The organism is Janthinobacterium sp. TND4EL3 (assembly GCF_900156175.1).
In the GTDB taxonomy this organism is placed as follows: domain Bacteria; phylum Pseudomonadota; class Gammaproteobacteria; order Burkholderiales; family Burkholderiaceae_D; genus Janthinobacterium.
Window position 1 is genome coordinate 20,578 of sequence record NZ_FTMV01000009.1, and the last position, 16,692, is coordinate 37,269.

The 16,692-nt window shown below is 66.1% G+C and carries 19 protein-coding genes; 9 read left to right on the plus strand and 10 right to left on the minus strand.

Going from position 1 to position 16,692, the window contains the following annotated elements:
- Positions 1–101 precede the first annotated feature (101 nt).
- From BXA07_RS15150 to BXA07_RS15175, 6 genes are read left to right on the plus strand one after another with little or no spacing between them, the layout of a single operon-like run.
- Positions 102–872 (plus strand): GNAT family N-acetyltransferase, encoded by a 771-nt coding sequence (locus BXA07_RS15150; RefSeq protein ID WP_076568749.1) that lies wholly within the window; start codon positions 102–104, stop codon positions 870–872.
- On the plus strand, positions 851–1,096 hold the full coding sequence (locus tag BXA07_RS15155; protein ID WP_076568750.1) for an acyl carrier protein: 246 nt from the start codon (positions 851–853) through the stop codon (positions 1,094–1,096). Before BXA07_RS15150 ends, BXA07_RS15155 begins: the two co-directional genes overlap by 22 nt.
- Complete coding sequence (locus BXA07_RS15160; protein WP_076568751.1) at positions 1,093–1,950, plus strand: hydrolase 2, exosortase A system-associated; 858 nt, start codon at positions 1,093–1,095, stop codon at positions 1,948–1,950. Before BXA07_RS15155 ends, BXA07_RS15160 begins: the two co-directional genes overlap by 4 nt.
- Positions 1,947–2,834: a hydrolase 1, exosortase A system-associated gene (locus BXA07_RS15165; protein WP_083708292.1), complete on the plus strand. Its 888-nt coding sequence runs from the start codon at positions 1,947–1,949 to the stop codon at positions 2,832–2,834. The genes BXA07_RS15160 and BXA07_RS15165 overlap by 4 nt, the downstream gene beginning before the upstream one ends.
- Positions 2,828–4,090 (plus strand): glycosyltransferase, encoded by a 1,263-nt coding sequence (locus BXA07_RS15170; protein ID WP_244556289.1) that lies wholly within the window; start codon positions 2,828–2,830, stop codon positions 4,088–4,090. The genes BXA07_RS15165 and BXA07_RS15170 overlap by 7 nt, the downstream gene beginning before the upstream one ends.
- On the plus strand, positions 4,087–4,791 hold the full coding sequence (locus BXA07_RS15175) for an ABC transporter permease (protein ID WP_212592313.1): 705 nt from the start codon (positions 4,087–4,089) through the stop codon (positions 4,789–4,791). The genes BXA07_RS15170 and BXA07_RS15175 overlap by 4 nt, the downstream gene beginning before the upstream one ends.
- Here the strand turns inward: BXA07_RS15175 and BXA07_RS15180 are convergent.
- The 8 genes from BXA07_RS15180 to BXA07_RS15215 form a co-directional block, all read right to left on the minus strand.
- The gene (locus BXA07_RS15180) at positions 4,778–5,515 is read right to left on the minus strand and encodes a hypothetical protein (protein ID WP_076568752.1); all 738 of its coding nucleotides are present in this window, start codon (positions 5,513–5,515) and stop codon (positions 4,778–4,780) included. The genes BXA07_RS15175 and BXA07_RS15180 overlap by 14 nt on opposite strands.
- Before the next feature lie 138 nt (positions 5,516–5,653).
- Entirely contained in the window at positions 5,654–6,097 is a 444-nt protein-coding gene (locus BXA07_RS15185) for a DUF6678 family protein (RefSeq protein ID WP_244556290.1), read from the minus strand.
- Positions 6,097–7,326, minus strand: a complete 1,230-nt coding sequence (purT, locus tag BXA07_RS15190) for a formate-dependent phosphoribosylglycinamide formyltransferase (protein WP_076568753.1) — start codon at positions 7,324–7,326, stop codon at positions 6,097–6,099. The genes BXA07_RS15185 and purT overlap by 1 nt, the downstream gene beginning before the upstream one ends.
- A 106-nt stretch (positions 7,327–7,432) precedes the next feature.
- Positions 7,433–7,933 (minus strand): VOC family protein, encoded by a 501-nt coding sequence (locus tag BXA07_RS15195; protein ID WP_212592323.1) that lies wholly within the window; start codon positions 7,931–7,933, stop codon positions 7,433–7,435.
- Positions 7,934–8,064: 131 nt separating this feature from the next.
- Positions 8,065–8,823: a hypothetical protein gene (locus tag BXA07_RS15200; protein ID WP_139335592.1), complete on the minus strand. Its 759-nt coding sequence runs from the start codon at positions 8,821–8,823 to the stop codon at positions 8,065–8,067.
- A 138-nt stretch (positions 8,824–8,961) separates the two neighbouring features.
- Positions 8,962–9,501 (minus strand): hypothetical protein, encoded by a 540-nt coding sequence (locus tag BXA07_RS15205; protein ID WP_076568756.1) that lies wholly within the window; start codon positions 9,499–9,501, stop codon positions 8,962–8,964.
- Between the two features lie 101 nt (positions 9,502–9,602).
- Positions 9,603–11,183, minus strand: a complete 1,581-nt coding sequence (locus BXA07_RS15210; protein WP_076568757.1) for a methyl-accepting chemotaxis protein — start codon at positions 11,181–11,183, stop codon at positions 9,603–9,605.
- A gap of 274 nt (positions 11,184–11,457) precedes the next feature.
- Positions 11,458–11,907, minus strand: a complete 450-nt coding sequence (locus BXA07_RS15215) for a hotdog fold thioesterase (protein WP_076568758.1) — start codon at positions 11,905–11,907, stop codon at positions 11,458–11,460.
- A 144-nt stretch (positions 11,908–12,051) separates the two neighbouring features.
- Here BXA07_RS15215 and lpxO point away from each other — a divergent pair, with 144 nt between their 5' ends.
- The gene (gene lpxO, locus BXA07_RS15220) at positions 12,052–12,951 is read left to right on the plus strand and encodes a lipid A hydroxylase LpxO (RefSeq protein WP_076568759.1); all 900 of its coding nucleotides are present in this window, start codon (positions 12,052–12,054) and stop codon (positions 12,949–12,951) included.
- Here lpxO and BXA07_RS30205 read toward each other — a convergent pair.
- Complete coding sequence (locus tag BXA07_RS30205; protein WP_139335593.1) at positions 12,944–13,393, minus strand: hypothetical protein; 450 nt, start codon at positions 13,391–13,393, stop codon at positions 12,944–12,946. The two genes, lpxO and BXA07_RS30205, sit on opposite strands and share 8 nt — an antisense overlap.
- A gap of 84 nt (positions 13,394–13,477) precedes the next feature.
- Between BXA07_RS30205 and BXA07_RS15230 the strand changes: the two genes are divergently transcribed.
- Complete coding sequence (locus BXA07_RS15230; RefSeq protein ID WP_076568761.1) at positions 13,478–14,110, plus strand: carbonic anhydrase; 633 nt, start codon at positions 13,478–13,480, stop codon at positions 14,108–14,110.
- A 99-nt stretch (positions 14,111–14,209) separates the two neighbouring features.
- Positions 14,210–14,542, plus strand: a complete 333-nt coding sequence (gene fdx / locus BXA07_RS15235) for an ISC system 2Fe-2S type ferredoxin (RefSeq protein WP_076568762.1) — start codon at positions 14,210–14,212, stop codon at positions 14,540–14,542.
- 33 nt (positions 14,543–14,575) lie between these two features.
- On the opposite strand, the gene BXA07_RS15240 is transcribed toward fdx, so the two are convergent.
- The gene (locus BXA07_RS15240; protein WP_076568763.1) at positions 14,576–16,618 is read right to left on the minus strand and encodes a M13 family metallopeptidase; all 2,043 of its coding nucleotides are present in this window, start codon (positions 16,616–16,618) and stop codon (positions 14,576–14,578) included.
- Between the last annotated feature and the right edge of the window lie 74 nt (positions 16,619–16,692).

Below are 16,692 nucleotides of genomic sequence, written 5' to 3' on the forward strand. Positions count from 1 at the left end.
TAACAGTTTCAGCAACACAGCTTGAGCAGGCGCAAGATCCGCACGCGCCGCTGCGCTCTAATGGACAACATTGGCTGCATAGCCGCCCCATCCATTCATCCATGTCCCTGCGCCCGCATTTCCTACTGCCGCAAAGGCTGGCCGCCAGCGTCGCCCGCCTGGGCTGGCGCGACACGGCCTGGCTGGCCGTGGCCCGCCTGCTCGAACGCGTGCCGGGCGGGCGCTGCGCGCTACATCGTTATCAATTCGTCGCGCAGGCCGTGGCGCCCGGCTCGCTGTGCGGCGGGCGCGGCCGCTCCATCACGGTCGCGCCCTGCATGGCGGAGGCGGACTTGCCGCCCGGCCCCCTGCGCCGGCCCGGCGTGCTGGGCGAGCGCTACCGCCAGGGCGCGCAATGCCTGGTGGCGCGCACGGGGCGCGACGGGCAGGCCGCCGGCATGGCCGGCTGGATCTGGCTGCTGCGCCACGGCTGCGAGGAAGACGAGGTGCGCGCCCGCTATGCGCTCGCGTCGCGCCAGTCGTCGTGGGACCTGGACGTGTGGGTGCATCCCGCGCAGCGCGGCGGCCTGGTCTTCGCCCGCCTGTGGGAAGAAGCCAACGCCGTGCTGCACGCGCAGGGCGTGCGCTGGTCGTGCAGCCGCATTTCGCGCTTCAACCGCGCTTCGCTGTCGGCCCATGCGCGCCTGGGCACGCACGCGCTGGGCACGGCCACCTTCATCTGCTGCGGCAGCTGGCAATGGATGGCCGCCAGCGTGCCGCCCTATCTGCACCTGTCGCGCCATCGCGCCGACGTGCCGCTGCTGGCCTTCGACACGACGCCCTTGCCCCACTACCCTTCCCTGGAGCTGACATGCCGCATCTTGAAGCAGTAAAGCACATCCTCGACACCACGCTGGGGCTGAACGGGCGCGCGCTGGAAGCGCACACGCCGCTGCTGGGCAGCCTGCCGGAACTCGATTCGATGGCCGTCATCGGCGTCATCGCCGCACTGGAGGCGCATTTCGGCATCGAGGTGGCCGACGAGGATATCCACGCGCGCCACTTCACCACGGTGGCCACGCTGCACGATTTCATCTTTGCCAAGCTGCGACCATGAACGATACCGCCACCTTGGCGCCGCCCCTGCTGCCGTTCTTCATGCCCGCCAGCGGCGGCCAGCGCTACTGCCTGCTGCACCTGCCGCCGCCGGGCCGGCCCGCGCGCGGCGGCATCGTCTACGTGCATCCATTGGCGGAAGAACTGAACAAGAGTCGCCACGTGGCCGCCGCGCAGGCGCGCGCGTTTGCCGCCGCCGGCTACAGCGTGCTGCAGATTGACCTGTACGGCTGCGGCGACAGCAGCGGCGACTTCGGCGAGGCCCGCTGGCCGATCTGGCACAACGACCTGCACCTGGCCTGCGCCTGGCTGGCGCAGCGGGTCGACGGCCCCTTGACTCTGTGGGGGCTGCGCCTGGGCGCCCTGCTGGCCCTCGATTTCGCCGGCCGCGCGCCGCTGCCGCTGGCCCGGCTGCTGCTGTGGCAGCCGGAGCTGGACGGCCGCCGCTGCATCGACCGCTTCCTGCGCCTGCGCCTGGCCAGCGGCATGCTGGCCGGCGCCGAAGCCGAAGCGCCGGGCCAGGCGCGCGCCGCGCTGGCGCAAGGCGAGCCCGTGGAAGTGGCGGGCTACCTGCTGGCGCCCGCGCTGGCGCACGCCATCGACGGCGTCGACGGCGCGGCGCTCGCGCCGTCCGCGCCCGTCTACTGGCTCGATTACCAGCCTCCCGGGCAGGCACCGGCGCCCCTGCCCCGGCTGGCGCGCCACTGGCGCGAACGCGGCGCCGCCGTCCACCTGGCCGCCTTCGGCGACGGCCCGTTCTGGCACAGCGGCGAACTGCTGGCCTGCCCGCAGCTGCTCGACGCCACGCGGGAACTGTGCCGCGACTGGCTCGCCGACGAAAGGACGGCGCCATGAAACGCGACAGTGCCGCCCCGCGCGCCGTGCACCAGCTGGCCCTGCGCTTGCGCAGCCTGCCGACGGATGCGCAAGCCGATGCCGAGGCGCAGGCGCGCATGGTCGGCATCCTCAGCCTGCCCGCCGCGCCCGGACCGCGGGGCGTGCTGATCGTCACAGGCGGGCCGCAGTACCGGGTCGGCAGCCACCGGCAGTTCGTCCTGCTGGCGCGGGCGCTGGCCGCGCGCGGCGTGCCCGTGCTGCGGTTCGACCTGCGCGGCATGGGCGACAGCGAGGGCAGCGCGCGCGATTACCGCGCCGCCGCTCCCGACATCGCGGGCGCGCTGGCGCAATTCTTCGACGCCGTGCCGGCCCTGCGCGAAGTGGTGCTGTGGGGCTTGTGCGACGGCGCCACGGCCGCCGCCTGCCATGCGCCGCAAGACCCCCGCGTCTGCGGCCTGGTCCTGCTCAACCCCTGGGTGCGCAGCGCGGCGGGCCTGGCCCGCGCCACCCTGCGCCACTATTATTTGCCGCGCCTGCTGCAGGGCGCTTTCTGGCGCAAGCTGGCCTCGGGCGGGCTGCGGCCGGGCGCCAGCCTCGCTTCGCTGCGCCAGGTGGCGGCCGCCACGCGCCGCGCCGCGCCGCAGCCTGCCGACGCGCCCGCGCCGGCCCTGCTGCGGGCGCTGGCGCAGTTCCAGGGCAAGGTGCTGCTGATTCTCAGCGGCGACGACCTCGGTGCGCGCGAGTGGCAAGCCCTGCTCGACGGCGACCCTGCCTGGCGCGCCGTGGCCGCGCGCGCGCAATGGACGCAGGCGCAGGTGGCGGGCGCCAACCACACCTTCGCCAGCGCCACCTGGCGCGGCGAAGTCGAGCGGCTGTGCGCGCACTGGATCGCCGCATGGTGACCAGTCCGCGCCGCGTGCTGATGGTGGCCTACCATTTCCCGCCGCTGGCCGGCGGCAGCGGCATCGAGCGCACCGTCGGCTTTGCGCGCCACCTGCCCGAATGCGGCTGGCAGCCGCTCGTGCTCAGTCCCCGCCCGTTCGCCTATGCGCAGCAGGACCACGCGCAGCGGACGCCATCCACCGTGCGGCGCACCCTGGCGCTCGACGCGGCGCGCCACCTGGCCATCGCCGGGCGCTATCCGCGCTGCCTGGCCCTGCCCGACCGCTGGAGTTCCTGGTGGCTGAGCGCCGTGCCGGCCGGCCTGCGCATGATCCGCGCCTACCGGCCAGACGCCATCTGGTCGACGTATCCGATCGCCACGGCGCACCTGATCGCGCTGACCCTGCAAAAACTCAGCGGCCTGCCGTGGATCGCCGACCTGCGCGACCCCATGCTCGACGACAGCGACCCGCTGGCGCCGTATCCGCCCGAGCCGCGCCTGCACCGCATGCACGCGTGGATCGAACAGCGCATCGCGGCGCGCAGCGCGGCCATCGTCTGCACCACGCCGGGCGCCGTCGAAGCGCACCGGCGGCGCCTGTCCCACGTGGCGGCCGAACGCTTTGCGCTGATCGAAAACGGCTACGATGACGACGGTTTCGGCGCGGCCGGCCTGCACGGGCCGCGCGGCCACCGCCGGCGCTTCCTGCTGCTGCACAGCGGCGTGATCTACCCGTCCGAGCGCGACCCGCAGCCCCTGTTCGAGGCGCTGGCCCGCCTGCGCCGCGACGGCGAACTGTCCTCCGCCACCTTCCAGCTGGTGCTGCGCGCCACGGGCCACGACGCGTGGCTGGCGGGCCTGCTGGCAAAATACGGCATCGGGGATCTGGTGCGCCTGGAGCCGCTGCAGCCGCGCGGCGCGGCGCTGCGGGAAATGCAGGGCGCAGACGGCCTGCTGCTGCTGCAGGCGGCCAACTGCAACGCGCAGATCCCCGCCAAGCTGTATGAATACCTGCGCTGCCGCCGTCCCGTGCTGGCGCTGACCGACCTGGCGGGCGACAGCGCGGCCAAGCTGCGCCACTGCGGCATCGACACCATCGGCCAACTGGCGTCCAGCGGCGACTGCGCGCGCGCACTGCTGCGTTTTTTGGAGCTGGCCCGCCAGGGCCGGGCGCCGCTGGCCAGCCCCACGGCCATCGCCCTGCAATCGCGGCAGGCCCGCAGCAACGCCCTGGCCGACTTGCTGGACCTGGTCAGCCACAGGAGAACAGCATGAAACGCCTGATACTTGCCTGCACCCTGGCCGCCGGCTGCGGCCGCGCCCTGGCGGCGGCCGACTGCCCGCCCTACGTCAAGGGCACGCCGGGCGGCGACTATACGAGCGCGCAAGACCGCGAAGGCCTGTCCGTGGTCGAGAAATTCCACTTTTCGCGGGCCGTGGAAACGCTCACGCAGGGCATGACGGGCAGCCTGGGCGCCGACATCGGCTACACGCTGGAACACTATCCGAACCACCACCGGGCCCTGGCCTCGATGGCGAAGCTGGGCCTGCGCCTGAAAAGCGCGCAGCCGCCCGGCGCCCGCTACACGGTCAGCTGCTTTTTCGAGCGCGCCATCGCCTACGCGCCGCAGGACGTGACGGCGCGCATGGTGTTCGGCAACTACCTGCTGGCCATGGGCCAGGACGGGCCGGCGCTGGAACAGCTGGACGCAGCCAGCCGCATGGCGCCGGACCAGGCCACCATCCAGTACAACCTGGGTTTGATGTACGTAAAAAAGAAGGAATACGAGAAGGCCAGCGCGCACGCGCAAAAAGCCTATGCGCTGGGTTTTCCCCTGCCGGGGCTGAAGAACAAGCTGAAGGCGGCGGGCAAGTGGAAAGAACCGCCGCCGGCACCGGCCGTCGTTGAAGCGAAGGAAGCGCCGAAAACAGAAGAACCGGCCGTGCCGCCCGTCGAAGAACCTAGCGGGGAATGACGGCCGGCCGCTGAGCCACGCTCCAATGCGCCGTCGGCGAGGCGGCCAGCGCGGCAGCCAGGTCGCGCCGCGACTGCGCCTTGTCGGCGGCCGCGCCGATGTGCGCCAGTTCGGCGGGCTGCAGCACGGTCACCGTCAGCAGCATCACTTCGCCGTATGGCGTGGCGAAGGATGGCGGTATCGTGGCCGTGCCCTGGGACAGCAGCACGCCCACCTGTTCGTCCTGGTCTTCGAGGCCGGCCGGGGCATCGCGCACGTCCAGCACCATCGACACGCTGCCGTGGCGCTGCACCAGCAGATCGATGGAGCCATGGTCGGCCACGTTCTGGCTGACCTGGTAGATCACGTCGAACAGCCACGATGCCTGCAAGGGCTGGCCGTCGAAGGCGGCCAGCGGCGCCTCGATGCACACTTCCAGCAGGTGGCCGCGCGGCACGAACACGTCGTCGTCATCCTCGAACGGATCGCTCAAGCCGTCGCTGGCGATGAGGATGGTATCGGCGCGGCGGATCACGCGCCAGGCCTGGCGCAGCGACGGCCAGCGGGGGCCTCCCATGAAGGCCGGATTGACCAGCGGCGCCAGCACGTCGGCGTCTGCCGTGCCCAGGGTGGCATAAAAGGCGTCGCGCGCGGCGCAGGCCGTGGACAGCATCTGCGCGCCCGCTTCCTTGCCGACGACGGCGTCGTCCGGCTGCGGTACCTGTGGAATATCGTTTTCAGGCATGTTATCAATCCATTATTTACGACACCTGACAAAACCGTAGCGAGCGGACGGGACAGGTGGCCAAGAAGCGCAGCCGTACTCTGGTACGGTGAGCATCGCAGGCCGCCTATACCGACGCGCGGCAGGGTTGGTCGGGTGTCAATCAGCAGGAGGAAAATCGTGATAATTACGGGGCAGATAGCCCCAGATGCGCGCGACCCGGTCGCGCACCTCGAAATCAAAGCCGATGCGTTCAAGCTCCGGCACGATCCACACGCCATGGTCGATGATTTTCTTCGGCAGCAGCATGGCCACGTGTTCTTCCGAGTGCAGGCTGATGTCCAGCCACTCCACGCCCAGGAAGGGGAACGGCGGGTGGTAGTCCCATTCCGTGTCCCAGCGCGAGACGTAGCCCGACACGGAGCCGTAGCGGTAGGACGGCACCCAGTCGGTGCGCCCGCGCATGAAGGCCAGCAGCTCGTTCCACTTGCAGTCGTTGGCGGCTCCCGCCAGGTTGCGCCGCGCGATGTGGCCGCGCAGCTTGCGCTTGATGTCGTCGCCGCCCGCATCGGCCAGCGGCAGGCAGGCGTGCGCCGCTGCCACTATTTCGCCACCGGCCTGACCTTGGACGCGGCCAGCACCGCGCGCGCGCGCGCCGTGTCGATATCGTCGGCCGTGGCCAGCGCCACGCCCATGCGGCGGCGGGCGAACGATTCCGGCTTGCCGAACAGGCGCAGGTCCGCGCCCGGCACGCTCAGGGCATCGGCCACGCCTTCGAAGGCGATGCCTTTCGCTTCCAGCTGGCCGTAGATGACGGCCGAGGCGCCGGGCGAGCGCAGCGCCACGTTGACGGGCAAGCCGAGGATGGCTTTCGCGTGCAGCTCGAATTCGCTCTGCACCTGGCTGGCCATGGTGACCATGCCCGTGTCGTGCGGACGGGGGCTCACTTCCGAGAACCACACCATGTCGCCCTTGACGAACAGCTCCACGCCGAACAGGCCCAGGCCGCCCAGGTTGTCCGTCACCTTGCGCGCGATGTCGCGCGCGCGCTCCAGCGCCAATGGCGCCATGCGGGCCGGCTGCCACGATTCGACGTAGTCGCCGTGCACCTGCAGGTGGCCGATCGGCTCGCAGAACTGCGTTTCGATCTGTCCCGAGGCGCCGACGGCGCGCACGGTCAGCAGGGTGATTTCATAATCGAAGTCGATGAAGCCTTCGACGATGACCCGGCCCGTATCGACACGGCCGCCGCTGGCCGCATACGCCCACGCCGTCTCCACGTCAGCGGCGCTATCGAGCTTGGACTGGCCCTTGCCCGACGACGACATCACGGGTTTCACGACGCACGGGAAGCCGATCTGCTGGCACGCCAGCTGCAGCTCCTGCAGGCTGCTGGCGAAGCGGTAGGGAGAAGTCGCCACGCCGAGCGTTTCGGCGGCCAGGGTGCGGATGCCTTCGCGGTTCATCGTCAACACGGCCGCGCGCGCGTTCGGGATGCAGGTGATCTGGCCCGCCGCTTCCAGCGCGGCCAGGGTATCGGTGGCGATGGCTTCGATTTCCGGCACGATCAGGTCCGGCTTTTCCAGCGCGATCAGGGCCGCCAGGGCCACGCCGTCGCTCATGTCGATCACGTGCGAGCGGTGCGCCACCGGGTGGCCCGGCGCGTTCGGATAGCGGTCGACGGCAATCACTTCCACGCCCAGGCGCTGCAGCGCGATGATCACTTCCTTGCCCAGTTCGCCGGAACCCAGCAGCATGACCTTGATGGCGGTGGAAGACAGGGGCGTGCCGAAAGTGCGCGGCGCGATGGTGCTGCTGGTGCGGATAGTCATGGGCAGGGTCAGTCTGGCAATGGAAAGATGGCCGGAACTATAGCAAATGCCGGCCATCTTGGACAGGGCGCGCCGCTGCCGTGCGCCCCCTGCCCCACGCGGCAGGCTAGCCCGCGTACGCCCGCTTGATTTGCGCGATGTCGATCTTTTTCATGCCCATCATGGCTTTCATCACGCGCTGCGCCTTGACGGGGTCGGGGTCCGTCAGCAGCTTGATCATGAGGGTGGGCACGATTTGCCACGATACCCCGAACTGGTCCTTGAGCCAGCTGCATTGCTGCGCTTCCGGCGGTCCGCCCCGGGACAGCTGGTTCCAGTAGTGGTCGACCTCATCCTGGGTTTCGCAATTGACCTGGAACGAGATGGCCTCGGAAAACTGGAATTGCGGCCCGCCGTTCAAGCCCGTAAACGTCTGGCCATCGAGTTCGAAGGCCACCGTCAGCACGCTGCCCGGCTCCTGGCCGTGGATTTCCTTGCCTTCCTCGCCGTAGCGCAGGATCTGGCCGATCTTTGAATTGGGAAATATTTCCGTATAAAACCGGGCCGCCGCCTCGGCATTGCCGTTGAACCATAAACATGGGGTAATCTTTTGTACGCTGTGCATGATGTCTCCCTTGGTTGATTACAACACCCTTCCCGCACGGGAAAGCCGGCCGACTATCATAGCCAATCGGGCGACGTCACGGCGCGCGGGATGACAGCCTTGCAGCGGCGCAAACAATTACCGTGACAGGCAAATTAATCGATCACAAATACGGAAAAATTTGAATTAATGAATTTGGGCTGCCAGGGAGCATTCAGCACGCGGATATTCGCTACGCCCCGTTTTTCAAAACCGTCCGCGGTAAAAGTCCAACCGAGAATGCGATCGTCACTGCCATAACGCTGCGTGTACTGGGGTGCTTGCCCCACGGTGGTGATTTCCTGATTGACTTTTACCAGCGCAAAGAACGTCCGCTCTTCACGCTCTTTCAATTCCACCATTTGTCTGACTGAATCATCAAAGAGTTTGCGTGCGACCGCTTGTTGCGCCGCAGGCATTGCCGCGAACCTGGCTTCCTGCTCCGCATCAACGCCGAAATGACCGCTGCTCAGTCCGCCGTGATAGCCGATGACGGCAAAGCTGCTGACGATTTTCCTGGGCGCGGCCGTGAACACATAATTGGCACAGGAGGAAAAACAATACTCCAGCACCTTCACCACAAGACCTTGCTGATGGACCCAGGTGCCCAGCGCGATGCCGGCGTCGGTGCTGCCGCCCTTGCTGCGTATCGCCAGCACCAGCGGTTTCTTGTCCAGAGCGTCAAATAATCCGAATATCTCCTTGTTACCCGCCTGGGTAATATTCCCGGCGTAGTTCAATTCTCCATTATCGATATAAACATGCGTTGTTTCTTCCGCCCGCACTATGTATGCATTCGAGGCCAGGAACAGCAAAACAAGCAGGTTTTTCATAATATTCGCAAGAAGATAAATTTTCACCGGCAGCGCGTCCATTGCACAGGCATGGATTATTCCATGGCCTATCCGGCCATTGAAAACGAAATGTGCCTGAATGTAAACCTATTTGCGGCCGCGCCATCGCCGCGTCACTGCATGGGCAGTGACGGTGACAAGCCAGATGCAGCGCGTTGCTCAGGTGTCGAGACCGTAAAACACGGCCACCAGGATGGCGATATTGTTGCAGGCGCGGGAAAAGGTTGTTGTCGCATAGGCAACGGCCACGCCCGGCTCGCGGTAGCGCAGGTAGACAAAGCTGAACATGGCGCCGGAACCGAGCGCGACGATGGCGTGCAGCAGGCCGCCGCTGATGAAATGCACGATGGCCCACAGGATGGCGCCGATGAAGACGCTCAGCTGGCACGTGGCGCCCAGGCGCCTGAGGATTTCCAGCGGCAGCAGCTGGCCGAGGAAGGTTTCCAGGATCGGTGAATAGATCACCACCCAGAACACCAGCAGCGGGACGGACATTTCGCGCTTGAACTTGGCCAGGCCCGTGTGCGCGCCCCAGTATTCGGGCGGCAGCAGCCATTTGGTGACGATGAGGATGGCAAAGCACAGCACGCAGGTGAGCAAGCCCCAGCCGAGGCCGGCCAAGGCCAGGTGCAGCACGGGCGGCGCCGGCTTGTCGGCGTCTTCCGGGTTGGAAACATCGTTGCTGCTGCGCACTTGCATGAGATGTCCTGGCGGTGGTCCAGCTCTCATTGTAGCGCGGAATATGGCGCTTGGCGCGCGGCGCGGCGCAGGGCGCGCCGCGCCCTCCCGGCGCGGCGGCGTCAGGCCGCCAGCCGCAAGGGGCCGTTGGCCGGCCTGGCCAGCTTGAAAATCCCCACTTCCTGCTCCAGCTGGGCCGCCTGCTGCTGCAATTCGTGCGCGGCGGCGGCGGCCTGCTCGACCAGGGCCGCGTTCTGCTGGGTCACGCGGTCCATGTCGACGATGGCGCGGTTGACCTGCTCGATGCCGGCCCCCTGCTCCTGCGTGGCATGGCTGATCTCGGCCATGATGCCCGTCACTCGGCCGATGCCGGCCACCACCTCGTGCATGGTGGCGCCCGCCTGTTCGACGAGCACCGTGCCCGTGCCCACCTTGCTGACGGAATCGTCGATCAGGGCCTTGATTTCGCGCGCGGCGGCGCTGGACCTCTGCGCCAGGTTGCGCACTTCCGTCGCCACCACGGCAAAGCCCCTGCCCTGCTCGCCCGCGCGCGCCGCTTCCACGGCCGCGTTCAGGGCCAGGATATTCGTCTGGAAGGCGATGCTGTCGATCACGCCGATGATGTCGACGATCTTGTTCGACGAGGCGTTGATCAGGCCCATGGTGTGCACCACTTCGGCCACGGCCTTGCCGCCCTGCTCCGACACGGCGGACGCCTCGCGCGCCAGGCGGTTGGCCTGCTGCGCGTTGTCCGCATTCTGGCGCACGGTGGAAATCAGTTCTTCCATCGACGAGGCCACTTCTTCCAGCGAGCCGGCCTGCTGCTCCGTGCGCTGCGACAGGTCGCGGTTGCCGGAAGCGATCTCGGTCGATGCCGTGGCGATGCTTTCCGTGCCGTGGCGCACCTTGCCGACGATGGCGGCCAGGTTATCGCGCATGGTCTTGATGGCGAACAATAAACTGCTGTCGTCGCCGTCGCGCGTGTGCACGTCGATGGCCAGCTCGCCCTGGGCGATGCGGCCCGCGATGGCGGCCGCATACGCCGGTTCGCCGCCCAGCTGGCGCAGCAGGCCCCGCGTGATGACGGTGGCGACCGCAATACAAATGAGCACGCTGAGCGCGGCCAGCACGCCGATCCAGCGCAGCGACTGGCCGTAGATGCCGCGCGCGGCCATGCTGGCCTGGTCCGATTCCTGCTGCACGGTTTTCAGCACGGTGTCGATGTCGGCGACGATCTGGCGCCGCAGGGGACTGCATTCGTCGACGAGGAAGGTGGCGTACTGCTCCATCTGCCCCGCCGCGCGGAACTGGCGCGGACGCTGCAGCTCCTGCGCCATGGCTTTCAGGCCCGTGCTGACTTTCTCGAATTGCGCGTCGCCGGCGAACTTCGGCGCCAGTTTCGCCAGCGCTTCCAGGTACAGCGCCTTCTGGCTGTCGAGGATGGCCAGTTCCTTCTCGGCGGCGGCCTGGTCGCGGAAGATGTAGGCGTTGCGGGCCGCCAGGCCCGTCTGGTCGAGCGCTTCGCGCGCCACGTACAGCGGTTCGAGCTTTTCCTGCTGTACCTTGTCCTGCGCGCCCATGGCGTCGGCGATGGCGCCCATGCGCAGCAGCGCGAACGCGGCCAGCACCAGCATGAGGATGACCAGCGCGGCAAAGCCTGCGCTCAGGCGCGCGCCTATCGTCAGACGATTGAATGACATCATTGTTTTTATTGCCCTGTATAAAGTTGATTGTTGCCGCTTACGCCAGGCAAGCCCCGCCAGGGCTTGCCGGACACCGGCGATCTGCTCGCCGTCGTCTTGCCTTTCCCGCATGGTGCGGGATGGGTCTCCGACTGGCGTTTTTTGGGCAGTCAGCTTCTATTCCGGGCAATGTGTACGCGCGAACAATCGCCACGCGGTACAAGAGCGCACTGGATTATATGCGAACAGCGTTGTGGATGATTCCACGCGCTCACTTTTAATGCCTTGATGCAAATCAAGAAGTGCCGTGTCCGCCCGCGCCCGGGGCGTCGATGACGGCCATGGTGATGCGCGAGATGCAGCACAGCTTGCCCTGCTCGTCGACGATGCGGATTTCCCAGACCTGGCTGCCGCGGCCACGGTGGATGGGCGTGGCGCGCCCCGTCACGTGGCCCCCGCGCACGCTGCGCAGGTGATTGGCGTTGATTTCCTGGCCCACGCTCACGTGGCGGCGGCTGTCCAGGCAGGCATTCGAGGCCATGCTGCCCAGGGTTTCGGCCAGCAAGACGGAAGCGCCGCCATGCAGCAGTCTAAAAGGCTGCATGGTGCGGTGGTCGACGGGCATGGTCGCCTCGATCCAGTCTGGGCCGAAGGCCGTGAAGGTAATGCCCAGGTGGCGCATGGCCGTGCCCTCGCTGGCGGCGTTGAGGGCGGCCAGGTCGAGCGGTGCGTGCCAGATTTCCATTGTGACCCCATATAGGTGGTGAAATAAAGCCATTGTAGGCCAGTGCCGCCCCGCGCGCCCCTTCATCTTTCCTTCACCCAGGCACGGGGTGGCGGTGGCATTAACTGGTTATAATTGCCCCATTCTTAAAAAACGAGGTTGTGTATGAAGTGGGCCTTGCTGGGCATTTTTGTGTTTTCTGTTTTACATATTCATTTTCGGGGCAAGGTGCGCCTGCCGTTCCGCCGGCAGATCTTCGATCATTCCTCGTTCATGGCGCCGCTGAACCTGTTCATGCACACCTTTTCCAGGGTGCCGGCCACGCCCTACCTTTCCGTCGAGCAATTCCCGGAACTGGCGCCGCTGCAGCAGAACTGGCAGGTCATCCGCGACGAGGCGCTGCGCATGCAGGAAATGAAAAAGATCAAGGCGGCTGAAAAGAACAATGACGTGGGCTTCAATTCCTTCTTCAAGTATGGCTGGAAGCGTTTCTACCTGAAATGGTATGACGCGAACCACCCGTCGGCGCAGCAGATGTGCCCGCAAACCTATGCGCTGCTGCAATCGATACCGTCGATCAAGGCGGCCATGTTCGCGGAACTGCCGCAAGGCGGCAAGCTCAACCCGCACCGCGACCCGTTCGCCGGCTCCCTGCGCTACCACCTCGGCTTGCAGACGCCGAACGACGACCGCTGCTTCATCGACGTCGATGGCGAACGCCACAGCTGGCGCGACGGCCAGGCCGTGATGTTCGATGAAACGTATATCCACTGGGCCCGCAACGACGCCGACAGCGACCGCATCATCCTGTTCTGCGACATCGAACGGCCGATGCGCTACCGCTGGGCGCAGGCGCTGAACCGCTGGCTGGGCCGCACCCTGATGACGGCCGCCGCCTCGCCCAACGAACTGGGCGACCAGGTGGGCGGCGTGAGCAAGCTGTTCCAGATTTCCTGGACCATGGGCCAGTACCGCCGGCGCTTCAAGGCGTGGAACAAGACGGCCTACCAGGTCACCCGCGTGGCGCTGGTGGTCGGCATCATCGCGCTGATCTATTTTATTTAAGCACCTTGCTTGCACCGCATTGCAAAAGCCGCCTCCGGGCGGTTTTTTTATCATGCGATGCCACTGACCGGGAGAATCTGAAGAAATGACCGAACGAGACCGCCAGTACGATATCCGCATCGGCGACGACGCCTGGATCGAATTCATCGACCTTGACGGCCGCTATGAGCAGGCCGTCGACATCGATGGCTTGCTGGGGGAACTGTGGCCGCTGATCTGCCGCCTGGAAACCCATTGCGTGGCCGGCTGTTGCGGCATGGATGCCTTCGATTTCACGCGTGAAGGCATCGCCGCGGCGCTGACTGAGCTTGACCGCGCGCAACTGCATGCCGCCTGCGCGCAGGCCCGCGGCGCCCTGGCAGCGGCCGCCGGCGATGTTTTCGTGAGCAACACGATGAATCAGATAGCCGATAAGCGCGTGTTTCTGCAATTGCTCGCGCATCTAGACCGCTGCCTTGGCGCGCCGCAAGCAGCAGCGGCGCCAAATCGGCGATAATACGGGCTTCCACCACTCTCTTCTTTATTTATGCGCGACATCATTGCCGGATTTCTACGTTTCCAGAAGGAAGTTTTTCCTGAACGCCGAGAACTGTTCAAGACGCTGGCCACGGGCCAGACGCCGAAGGCCTTGTTCATCTCGTGTTCCGACAGCCGCATGGTGCCGGAACTGGTGACGCAGCGCGAACCCGGCGAACTGTTCGTGATCCGCAACGCGGGCAATATCGTGCCCTCGTTCGGCCCGGAGCCGGGCGGCGTGAGCGCCTCCGTCGAATTTGCCGTGGCGGCCCTGCAAGTGACGGACATCGTCATTTGCGGCCATTCCGACTGCGGCGCCATGAAAGCCATCGCCACCTGCACTTGCCTCGAACACATGCCCGCCGTCAAGAGCTGGCTGCGCCACGCGGATGCGGCGCGCATGATCAATGAATCCGTCGAGCACGCCACGGAACAGGAGCGCATCGACGGCATGGTGCGCGCCAACGTCGTGGCCCAGCTCAACAATATCCGCACCCACCCTTCGGTGGCCCTGGCCATCACGCAAAAGCGCCTGACCCTGCATGGCTGGGTGTACGACATCGAAAACGGCTCGCTCGACGCGCTCGACGAATCGACCGGCCAATTTGTCCCGCTCGCGGACCATCCGGCATCGAAGCTGTAGGCGCGGCATGTCCCAGGTCAGGCGCAAACTGCGCTTGACCTTCACCAGGCGGGAAGGTTCAAGGTAGCGGCATTCACCACGAACCAAGGAGTATCCCGCATGCCCACCATCACCATCCTGCCCCATCCCGAACTGGCTCCCGACGGCGCCGTCATCGACGCGCCGGAAGGCATGAGCATTTGCGACGCCTTGCTGCGCAATCACATCGACATCGAACATGCATGCGGCCAGGTGGGCGCCTGCTCGACCTGCCACGTGGTCGTGGTGCGCGGTTTCGACTCGCTCAATGCGCTGGGCGACAATGAAGAAGACATGCTCGACCAGGCCTGGGGCTTGCAGCCCCAGTCGCGCCTGTCGTGCCAGGCCCGCCCCGGCAAGGAAGACCTGACGGTCGAACTGCCCCGCTACACGCTGAACCACGCCAAGGAATAGTCCCCGGCGCGGCCCTTGGCTAGCCGGGCATGCTTACCACATGATCACGCGCTGCTCGGGCGGCAGGTACATGGGGTCGCCCGGCTTGATGTCGAAGGCCTCGTAGAAGCCGGGCTGGTTCTTGACCGTGCCCTTGGCGCGGAATTCGCCCGGCGAATGCGGGTCGCTCTTGATCTGCGCGATGGCCGCTTCCGGACGCAGTTTCGCGCGCCACTTCTGCGCAAAGCCGATGTACAGGCGCTGTTCGCCCGTCAAGCCGTCGATGACGGGCGACGGCTTGCCGCCCAGCGAACGCTGGTAGGCCTTGTAGGTGATCGACAGGCCGGAATTGTCGCCGATGTTTTCGCCCAAAGTCAGTTCGCCATTGATGTGGTAGCCCGGCACGGGGCTGTAGGCGCCGTACTGCTTGACGAGGCCGGCTGCCAGCGCCTTGAAGGCGGCGCGGTCCTGCGCCGTCCACCAGTTGCGCAGGCGGCCCTTGGCATCGTACTGGCTGCCCGAATCGTCGAAGGCGTGGCTGATCTCATGGCCGAAGGTAATGCCCAGCAAGCCGTAGTTGACGGCGTCTTCCGCCTTCACGTTGAAGAATGGCGGCTGCAAGATCGCGGCCGGGATCGTGATTGCGTTCAGCGCCGGGCTGTAGCTGGCGTTGACGGTTTGCGGCGTCATCGACCATTCGTCGCGGTCGACGGGCTTGCCCAGCTTGGCCAGGTTCTGCTGGCGGCTCCAGGCGCGCGAGGCGCGCACGTTGGCGATCAGGTCGTTCGGCTGCGTCTGCATGCTGCTGTAGTCGCGCCAGGTATCCGGGTAGGCGATCTTCGGTTTCAGGGCGGCCAGCTTGAGCTGGGCTTCCTTCTTGGTTTCCGGGCCCATCCAGTCCAGCTGTTCGATGCCATCCTTGAACGAGGCGACGAAATTGTCGAACATGGCCATCACGCGCGGCTTCGTTTCCGGCGGCAGATACATTTCCACGTAGCGCTTGCCGACGGCGTCGCTGATGGCGTTATCCGTGAAGCGCAGCGCCAGCTGCCACTGCGGTTCGCTTTGCGGCACGCCGCGCAGCACCGTGCCGTCGAAGGCGAAACGCTCCTTGACGGTGGCGCTGTCCAGGTAGGAAGCATAGCTTTCGATGATGCGCCAGTTCAGGTAGCTCTTCCACGATGCCAGCGGCACGGCGGCCACGGTCTCGGAGAATCCTGTCATGAAGCTGGGCTGGCGTACCACGGCCGAGCTTTCCTTTTTCGCCAGGCCGGCGGCGGCAAAGTAGGCTTTCCAGTCGAAGGCGGGCGCCAGCGCCGCGAACTTGTCGAAATCGACGCGGTTATACGATTTGACGGGGTCGCGCATCTGCACGCGCGTCCACTGCACGGCCGCCAGGCGCGTTTCGATGTCGAGGATCTGCGCCGCGTGTTCTGCCGCGGCCTTGTCGCCGCTCATGGCCAGCATGGTTTCGATATGCTTGAGGTACTTGGCGCGCACGGCTTGCAGCTTGGCGTCGTCCTCCTTCAGGTAGTAGTCGCGGTCGGGCAAGCCCAGGCCGGACTGGCTGATGTTGACCGTGTAGCGCTCGGGGTCTTGCGCATCGGGCGCCACATAGGCGGAAAACGGCGTCTGGATGCCATTGCCTTGCAAATAAGCAAACAGGGCCGGCAAGTCCTTCTTGTCTTTCACGCTGGCGACGCGGGCCAACTCGGTCTTCAAGGGCTTGAAGCCGGCCGCATCGCGCGCCTTCTCGTTCATGAAGCTCGTGTACAGGTCGGCGATCTTGTGCGCTTCGCTGCCGGGCTTGCCGGGGTTCTTGACGGTGGCGTCGATCAGGCCGCGCAGCTGGCCCTGCGCGATTTCGCGCAATTCGATATACGTGCCCCAGACGGACTTGTCGGCCGGGATTTGCGTATTGCGGGTCCACACGCCGTTGACGTAGCCGTAGAAATCATCCTTGGGGCTGACGGCCGGGTCCAGGGTTTTCAGGTCGATGCCGGAAACAGGCGCGGTAGCGCCGTGCTGGGCATACAGCGAGGGCGAGGAGAAGGCGAACAAGGCGCAGCAGGCGGCGCTGATGAGTGAACGTTTCACGAAGATTCCTTTAATTGTTTTAACTTCATGTTGGGGAACATGCTGTGTCCAGGCATGGGAGGCCGGATTATAGT